General features: G+C 70.9%; 8 protein-coding genes. 3 read left to right on the top strand and 5 right to left on the bottom strand.

Translation table 11 applies throughout. The annotated features are described in order from the left end of the window. Positions 1 to 54: 54 nt before the first annotated feature. Positions 55 to 816, bottom strand: coding sequence for an SDR family NAD(P)-dependent oxidoreductase (locus B8460_RS02180; RefSeq protein ID WP_048859929.1), 762 nt, complete (start codon positions 814 to 816; stop codon positions 55 to 57). A 112-nt stretch (positions 817 to 928) separates the two neighbouring features. Between B8460_RS02180 and msrB the strand changes: the two genes are divergently transcribed. Continuing rightward, positions 929 to 1,354, top strand: coding sequence for a peptide-methionine (R)-S-oxide reductase MsrB (msrB, locus tag B8460_RS02175; RefSeq protein ID WP_148360258.1), 426 nt, complete (start codon positions 929 to 931; stop codon positions 1,352 to 1,354). A gap of 28 nt (positions 1,355 to 1,382) precedes the next feature. Here msrB and B8460_RS02170 read toward each other — a convergent pair whose 3' ends face one another. The 4 genes from B8460_RS02170 to B8460_RS02155 form a co-directional block, all read right to left on the bottom strand. Next, positions 1,383 to 2,705 carry an MFS transporter gene (locus tag B8460_RS02170; protein ID WP_048859928.1) on the bottom strand — a complete coding sequence of 441 codons (1,323 nt, stop codon included), beginning with the start codon at positions 2,703 to 2,705 and terminating at the stop codon, positions 1,383 to 1,385. A 101-nt stretch (positions 2,706 to 2,806) separates the two neighbouring features. After that, positions 2,807 to 4,141 (bottom strand): ribosome biogenesis GTPase Der, encoded by a 1,335-nt coding sequence (der, locus tag B8460_RS02165; protein WP_373855607.1) that lies wholly within the window; start codon positions 4,139 to 4,141, stop codon positions 2,807 to 2,809. A 22-nt stretch (positions 4,142 to 4,163) separates the two neighbouring features. Beyond that, complete coding sequence (locus tag B8460_RS02160) at positions 4,164 to 5,501, bottom strand: outer membrane protein assembly factor BamB family protein (RefSeq protein ID WP_048859926.1); 1,338 nt, start codon at positions 5,499 to 5,501, stop codon at positions 4,164 to 4,166. Next, the gene (locus B8460_RS02155) at positions 5,498 to 6,190 is read right to left on the bottom strand and encodes a tetratricopeptide repeat protein (protein ID WP_048859930.1); all 693 of its coding nucleotides are present in this window, start codon (positions 6,188 to 6,190) and stop codon (positions 5,498 to 5,500) included. Before B8460_RS02155 ends, B8460_RS02160 begins: the two co-directional genes overlap by 4 nt. Positions 6,191 to 6,326: 136 nt before the next feature. On the opposite strand from B8460_RS02155, the gene B8460_RS21540 reads away from it, so the two are divergent. Together B8460_RS21540 and B8460_RS02145 are read left to right on the top strand one after the other, a co-directional pair. Further along, entirely contained in the window at positions 6,327 to 6,707 is a 381-nt protein-coding gene (locus B8460_RS21540) for a hypothetical protein (protein WP_048859925.1), read from the top strand. Positions 6,708 to 6,914: 207 nt separating this feature from the next. After that, positions 6,915 to 8,039: an ABC transporter substrate-binding protein gene (locus tag B8460_RS02145; RefSeq protein WP_241771074.1), complete on the top strand. Its 1,125-nt coding sequence runs from the start codon at positions 6,915 to 6,917 to the stop codon at positions 8,037 to 8,039. The last annotated feature ends 144 nt before the right edge of the window (positions 8,040 to 8,183 follow it).

Below are 8,183 nucleotides of genomic sequence, written 5' to 3'. Positions count from 1 at the left end.
GCGGCGGCGAGCGGGGCCGCCGCGACCAGCGCCGCGGCCAGCGCGCGCCCGGCCCTAGAACTGCACCCCACGCGTGAGGGCGCCGTCCACCACGAGATTGGTGCCGGTGATGAAGCTGGCCCGGGGGCTTGCGAGAAACGCGACGGCATTGGCCATCTCCTGCGGCGTGCCCATCCGGCCCGTCGGGTTGAGGGCCAGTGCCTGGGCATAGAGGTCGGGCAGATTGTTCTGGATGTTCTGCCAGACCCCACCCTCGAAATACGTATTCCCCGGCGAGACCGTATTGGCGCGGATGCCCTTCGCGGCGAGTTGATTGGCGAGCCCCTGCGCGTAGTGGATGAGGGCGGCCTTGAACGCGCCATAAGGGCCGGCGGCGAAATCGACCTCACGGCCGGACACGCTGGAGATGATGACGATGCTGCCGGCCTTCGACTTTTCCAGGAACGGCATGGCGGCATCGACGGCGGCGACCGTGCCCATCATGTCCGTCTCGAACCCCGCCCGCCACGCCGCCTCGTCACGCCCCACCTGCAGCGCGCTCACGTTGGGCACCACGATGTCGAGACCGCCCAGCTCGGTGGCCGCGTCGGCGACCCAGGCCCGCAGCGCCGCATGGTCGCTCACGTCCACGGCGCGGCCGGTCGCGCGGGTGCCGCCCTTGCGCAGCGTGGCGACCGTGGCCTCGACCTCGGCCGCCGAGCGGGCGCAGAGGGCGATGGCGCAGCCCTCCTCGGCAAGAAGGTCCACGATCGCCCGTCCGATCCCCTTGGTGCCGCCGGTCACCAGGGCCACCTTGCCAGTCAGTTGCAAGTCCATCCGTCACGCTCCGCATGCTGAGGAGCCGCCATGCTAGCGCAGCCGGCGCCCCATCTGTCACTCGCGCGGCCGCGGCCTTATTTTGACGGACGCGGCAAACGAGGAAACGCACATGGCCGATGGCATGAACGAGACGGCGGGGTCCGACCGGTTCCCCGTATCCTTCACCGAGGCGGAGTGGCGGGAGCGGCTGACGCCCGAGCAGTTCCAGGTCCTGCGCAAGCACGGCACCGAGCGGGCGGGCAGCTGCGCGCTGAATTACGAGAAGCGCGCCGGCGTGTTCGCCTGCGCCGGCTGCGGGCAGGTGCTGTTCGACACCCGCACCAAGTTCGAGAGCGGCACCGGCTGGCCGAGCTTCACCCAGCCGGTCGAGGGATCGGTGGAAACCAGCACCGACCGCAGCTGGGGCATGGTGCGGACGGAGGTGCATTGCGCCCGCTGCGGCGGCCATCTCGGCCACGTGTTTCCCGACGGCCCGCCGCCGACCGGCCTGCGCTACTGCATGAACGGCGTGGCGATGAACTTCACTCCCGCCTAAGCCCGCCGATCCGGCGCGCGCCCCGCCGCTACTCGGCCGGGGCGTGCGCCGGCACCCGCTCCAGTTCCCGGTCGTGGCGCAGCGACAGCACGGCGACCAGCGCCATCGCGACCAGCCCCGCGATGCACAGCAGGCCGGCGCGGAAGTCGCCCGTCGCCGTCTTCAGGTAGCCCATGATGTAGGGGCCGGCGAACCCGGACAGGTTGCCGAGCGCGTTGATGATGGCGATGCCCGCCGCCGCCGCCGCACCGGACAGGAAGGCGGTCGGCAGGGTCCAGAACACCGGCAGCACGGCGAAGATGCCGAAGCTGCTGAGCGACAGCATCGCGAGCTTGACCGTCGGGTCGTTGAACAGCGCGACGCCCGCCGTGCCGATCGCGGCCAGCGCGAGGGCCACCGCCGCGTGCGCCTTGCGCTCCATATGGCGATCGGACCGGCGGCCGTACCAGATCATGCCGATCGTGCCGACCAGATACGGGATCGCGGTGACGAAGCCGGTCTGCAGGTTGGTCAGGCCGAAGCCCTTGACGATGGTCGGCATGAAATAGGCGATGCCGTAATTGCCGGCGACGGCGCCGAAATAGACCAGGGCCAGCAGCAGCACCCGCCCGTTGGTCAGCGCCGCCATGATGCCGATATGCTCGGCTTCCACGCGCTGACGCTCCTCGGCGGCCATGCGGGACTGCAGCCAGCCGCGCTCGTCGGCGGCGAGCCAGTGCGCGTCCGACGGGCGGTCGGTCAGATAGACGAGCACGACGACCGAGAGGATCAGCGCCGGCACCGCCTCCAGGATGAACAGCCACTGCCAGCCGGCGAAGCCGAGGCCGGACACGCCCAGCAGCGCGCCGGACACCGGCGAGCCGATCACCGACGACATCGGGATCGCCGCCATGAACAGGCCGATGATGCGGGCGCGATAGACCGCCGGGAACCAGAGCGTCAGATAGAAGATGATGCCCGGGAAGAACCCGGCCTCGGCGGCGCCGAGCAGCACGCGCACGAGGTAGAACGAGTGGGCCGGCGACAGGCCGGTGAGCGTCGCGATGTGCGGGATGAACGCCATCGCCCCCGACAGGATGCCCCAGCTCAGCATGATGCGCGCGATCCAGCGCCGCGCGCCCACGCGGTCGAGGATCAGGTTCGACGGCACTTCCAGCAGAAAATACGAGAAGAAGAACACGCCCGCGCCGAGCGCATACATCGCGTCGTTCATGCCGAGCGCGGCGTTCATCTGCAGCTTGGCGAAGCCGACATTCACGCGGTCGAGATAGGCGACGAAGTAACAGATCATGAGGAACGGCACGAGCCGCCGGGCAACCTTGGCCATAGTGCGCCGCTCAAGCTCGTCCATCGCGTCCCCCCTGCATCGTTCCGCGCGCGGCGTTGATCGCCGCTATCGATGGGCGGACAGTCCGGTATGCCGCGCCGGAAGACAACCCCGCGCGGTGGAGATCAGTCCTCCGCGTAGGGGTTGGTGGTGCCGCGGAACTGCAGCCGGATCGGCACGCCCGGCAGGTCGAAGCTGTCGCGCAGGCCGTTGACGAGGTAGCGGCGGTAATCCTCGGGCGTCTGTTCGGCGCGGGTGCCGAACACGACGAAGGTCGGCGGGCGCGCCTTCGCCTGCGTCATGTAGCGCAGCTTCAGCCGGCGGCCCTCCACCAGCGGCGGGGTGTGACGCGCCAACGCCCCCTCGAACCAGCGATTGAGCGCCGCGGTGGCGACGCGGGTGTTCCAGATGCCGTGGACGCGCCGGACGGCCGGCAGCAGACGCTCGATCCCCGCGCCCGTGAGGGCGGAGATCGGTACCACGGCGATGCCCTTCATCTGCGCGAGGCTGGTCTCCAGCCGGTCGGCCACGGCGCGCCGCGCGGCGTCGCGGTCGGCGACCGCGTCCCATTTGTTCAGCGCGATCACCGCCGCCCGCCCCTCGCGCTCGATCAGCTTGGCGATCTGCAGGTCCTGATCGTGCAGCCCCTCCACCGCGTCGACCGCGAGCACGACGACCTCGGCCATGCGCAGCGCGCCGATGGTCGCACCCACCGAGAGCTTCTCCAGCGGCGCCTCGATGCGCGCGCGGCGGCGCAGGCCGGCGGTATCGACGAGTTCGATCGGTCCGACGTTGTCGTGCAGCATGACGGCGACCGCGTCACGGGTCAGGCCGGGTTCCGGCCCGGTGATCATCCGCTCCTCGCCGACTAGGCGATTGAGCAGCGTGGACTTGCCCGCGTTCGGCCGGCCGACGATCGCGAGCTTGAGCGGCGCGGAGTCATCGCCCTCGGAGTCCGGCCGCTCGGGCGGCAGGTGCTCGGCGATCTCGCGCATGAGGTCGGCGATGCCCTCGCCATGCTCGGCGGAGACGGCAAGCGGATCGCCGAGACCGAGCGCATAGGCGTCATAAAGCGCCGATTCGGTCGCCCGGCCCTCGGCCTTGTTGGCGATCAGCAGCAGCGGCCGGCCCTGGCGGCGGAGCCAGTCGGCGAAATGACGGTCGGCGGGGGTGATGCCGGCGCGGGCGTCGATGACGAACAGGATGAGATCGGCGCCCGCGACCGCCGCCGCGCTGGAGGCGCGCATGCGGCCGGCCAGCGTCTCGGGCGCGCTTTCCTCCAGCCCGGCGGTATCCACCAGCCGGCACAGGCGGCCGCGCAGCATCGCCTCCGCGTCCTTGCGGTCGCGGGTGACGCCCGGGGTGTCCGCGACGATCGCGCTGCGGCGGCCGGCCAGCCGGTTGAACAGCGTGCTCTTGCCGACGTTCGGCCGCCCCGCGATGACCACGACCGGCGGCATGGTGCCCATCCCCGCGCCGCGTTCAGCGCAGCGCGAGCAGGCGGCCGTCGTCCGTCACGATGAACACCGTGCCGTCCACGGCGATGGGCCCGAGCGAGGCCGGCCCCGACAGATCCTGCTGCCCCAGGATCGCGCCCGTATAGGGGCTGACCGCGATCGCCTGGCTGTTGGTGCCGGCGAGCACCAGCCGGTCGCCGACCAGGATCGGCCCGAACCAGGTGATCGGGTCGGAGCGGGTTTCCTCGTCGTCATACCGCGGCAGGTCGGTCACCCAGGCGACGCGCCCGTCGGCGCGGGCGACCGCGGCCAACTGCTGCTGGAGCGACAGGACGAACAGCCAGTCGCCCACCACCCAGACGCTGTCCTCGCCGGCGACCTCGCGCTCCCACAGGCGCCGCCCGGTGCGCTGGTCGATCGCCACCAGCAGGCCGCCGAGGCCGACGACATAGACCTGCCCCTCGTCGATGACCGGCAGCCCCCGTATCGCGGACAGGTCGCCCGCATTGCCGCGGCCGCGCAGCGAGGCGAGCGAGTCGGTCCAGGCGACGCCGCCCGTCTCGGCCCGCAGGCCGGCGATCTCGCCGGAACCGAATCCCCCGACCACCAGCCCGTTGGCATAGGCGGGCGCGGGCTGGCCGAGCAGGCTGGTGGCGGCGCTCTCCCCCTGATAGGACCAGAGCGCCCGCCCGTCATCGGCGGCGCGGGCCAGCAGCTTGTCCTCGATCGTGGTGAAGAAGACGCGCCCGTCGGCGATCGTCGGCGCCGAGCGGGTCGGGGCCCCGACGTTCTGCCGGTATTTCTCCTTGCCCGTCCTGGCATCGAGCGCCACCAGCCACGCAAGGCCGTTGACGGCATAGACCACCCCACCATTGACGCCGAGGCCGCCGCCGATATTGGTGCTGTCGTCGTCCTCGCTCTTGGTGTCGGCCGTCCACAGCCGGTCGCCGGTGTGCATGTCGAAGGCGGACACCACCGCATCCGAATCCATGGTGTAGACCAAGCCCTTGTCGGCCACGGGCTGGCAGAGGATTTTCTGCCGGTAGCCACCGCCCTCGCCGATATCGGCCGACCATGCCTCGGTCAGCCGGTCACCGGCACTGAGGTGGCCCATCAGGTGCGACGGGTTGCCGCCGGCCTGCGGCCAGTCGGCGTTGGTCACGCGCGGCGGCAGCACGACCTTCAGCGTGCCGGACTTATCGACATTGAGGCCGCGGCGCGACGCCACGATGTCCACGCGTTTGCCGGGGACCGGCTCCTTGTGCGACTGGAACAGGTTCTCGAGCCAGCTGCAGCCGCCGAGCGCGACCGGCAGGGCAAGCGGCGCCCACAGCGCCGCGCGTCGTCCGATGGGGCGCGTCATTCGGCGAGCTTCGCCAGCAATTCCCCGGCGCGCCCGCGCACGCCGTCGGGGGCGCCGGTGTCCGTCTGCAACGTCTGCAGGATGGAACGGGCCGCGTCCGTGTGCCCTTGCCGCAGGTCGATCGCGGCCTGCGTCTCCTCGGCCAGCGCGTGCCAGGGGCTGGCGGGCGCCAGCAGGGGCTGCAGCCGCGCGGTGACCGCGGCGGCATCGCCGGTATCGACGTGATGCTGCGCCCAGGTCAGGGTGGCCAGACCCTGCAGCAGCGGGCCGGCGGCGTCGTCATGCGCCACCTCGTCCCACAGGGCGCTGGCGCCCGCGAGGTTGCCGGCATCGGCCATCAGGGCCGCGGCGCGCAGCCGGGCGAGGACCCGATAGCCGGGCGTGCCGTCCGCCGCCAGCGCCTGGAACCGGGCGAGCGCCGCTTCCTTGGCCTGCGCCGTGGCGGCGACGGTCCCGGCCGGGTCCGCGGTGCGCGAGGCGACCATGTAGTCGTGCGCCGCCGCCGCATCGAGACGGTCCTGACGCCAGCGCCACGCCTGCCATCCGGCGGTCGCGGCCACCACCAGCACGGCCGCGGCGATGATGACCCAGCCATATTTACGCAGCAGGCGGGCGGTGCGCTCCGCCTGCAGATCCTGTTCAACTTCGTCGAAGATATCGACCACGACGGCTCCCGGGCGTGCCTGCATCGCCGCGCCGGTCATGGAACCGGGGCGGCCGTGGCGGCGGACCATAGCGACGCCCCGCCTCCGCCGCAAACGCCGGCGACGCGTCGGCGCCGAAACATACACGCTTTCCTTACCCGGGCCGCGCCACAGAGGCGTCATGGCCCGTACCCTGCCCGCGCTGGCTGCCGTGCTGCTCCTCTGCCCCGCCCTCGGCGGCTGCGTCGCCGCCGGGGCGGCGGCGGCCGTCGACGTCGCCGCCGTGCCGGTGATCCATCGCGACGTCTTCGACGCGATCTGGTCCACCGTCACCGGGCGCGACTGCTCCGTCGTCCGGCTGGACGAGGGCCTGACCTATTGCCGCCCGATCCAGCCCCCGCCCCGCCCCGTTCCCTATTGCACCCGCAGTCTCGGCAGCGTCGATTGCTGGCAGGATCCGCAGGCCCTGCCCCGCCCGATCCCGCCGCAGGTGGCGGATGGCCCGATGACCCTCACCCCGGCGCAGGAGGCCGACCGCACCCGCCGCTGGCCACCCCTGTAGACGCGGGCGCCCCCGCGCCGTCCGCGCTGTCATGTCCAAACATACCGTGATAGGTGGGACGATCCGGCATCAAGAAGACCGGGAACAGGGGAGAAAACGGCCATGCAGACGTTGTCGCGCCGCGTCCTTCTTGCCGCGGCTCCCGTGACCATTGCGTTATCGTCACGTATTGCCCGGGCCGCGCCGCGCCCGCGCCTGCGGATCGGCGTGCTGAACGACGAGTCCGGGCCCTATCGCGATCTCACGGGCATGACATCGGTCGCCTGCGCCCGGCAGGCGGTGCAGGATTTCGGCGACCACGGGTTCGATGTCGACATCCTGTACGCCGACCATCAGAACAAGCCGGATGTCGGCGCGTCGATCGCGCGGCAGTGGATCGACAACGACGGCGTGGACGTGATCGCGGACGTGCCGACCTCCTCCGTGGCACTCGCCGTCTCGCAGGTCTGCCGGGAGAAGGACAAGCTTCACCTGAACGCCAGCGCGACCGCCGTCGCCCTGACCGGGAAGCAGTGCAACGCCAACACGATCGTCTGGAGCTTCGACACCTATATGATGGCCGTCTCGTCCGGCGGGGCGATGGTGCGCGCGGGCGGCAAGACGTGGTTCTTCATCACCGCCGACTATGCGTTCGGCCATTCGCTGGAGGACCAGACGTCGAACGTGGTGCGCGCCGCGGGCGGCAAGGTGCTGGGGTCCGTGCGCTACCCGTTCCCGGACACGACCGATTTCTCGTCCTTCATCTCGCAGGCGATGTCGAGCGGCGCCAACGTGCTCGGGCTGGCCAATGCCGGCGCGGACTCGGTCAACTGCATGAAACAGGCGCACGAGTTCGGGCTGCGCAAATCCGGGATGCGGCTTGCTCCCATGCTGTCCTTCATCACCGACATCCACGCTCTCGGCCTGGACGTCGCGCAGGGCATCACGCTGACGGAGAGTTTCTACTGGAACCTCAATGACCGCACCCGGGCCTTTGCCAAGCGGTTGCAACCGAAGATGGGCAACTTCATGCCGAACCAGGCGCAGGCGAGCGCCTATTCTTCGGTGCTGCACTATCTCAAGGTCGCGGCGGCGATGGGTCCGGCGGAAGCCAAGCGCAGCGGGGCGGCGACGGTCGCGCGGATGAAGGCGATGCCGACCGACGATGATGCCTTCGGCCCCGGCAAGATACGCATCGACGGGCGCGGCCTGTTCCCGGCCTATCTGTTCCGCGTCAAGACGCCGGCGGAAAGCCGTGGCGAATGGGACCTCTATGATCTCGTCGCCACCACCCCGGCGGATCAGACCGCGGTGCCGCTGTCGGAAAGCGCCTGTCCGCTGGTCAAGGCCTGACGGTCAAGGCCTGACGGGCAAAGCCTGGACGCCCGGCGGGATCAGACCGCGGCGCCCACCAGGGCGCCGATCCCGGCGGTCACCGCCATCGCCAGCGCGCCCCAGACCGTGACCCGCAGCGTCGGCGCCAGCACCGGCGCGCCG

The sequence above is a fragment of the Acidisphaera rubrifaciens HS-AP3 genome (genome assembly GCF_000964365.1).
GTDB classification, from domain to species: Bacteria; Pseudomonadota; Alphaproteobacteria; order Acetobacterales; family Acetobacteraceae; genus Acidisphaera; species Acidisphaera rubrifaciens.
This window is presented reverse-complemented; position numbering and strand designations above follow the sequence as displayed.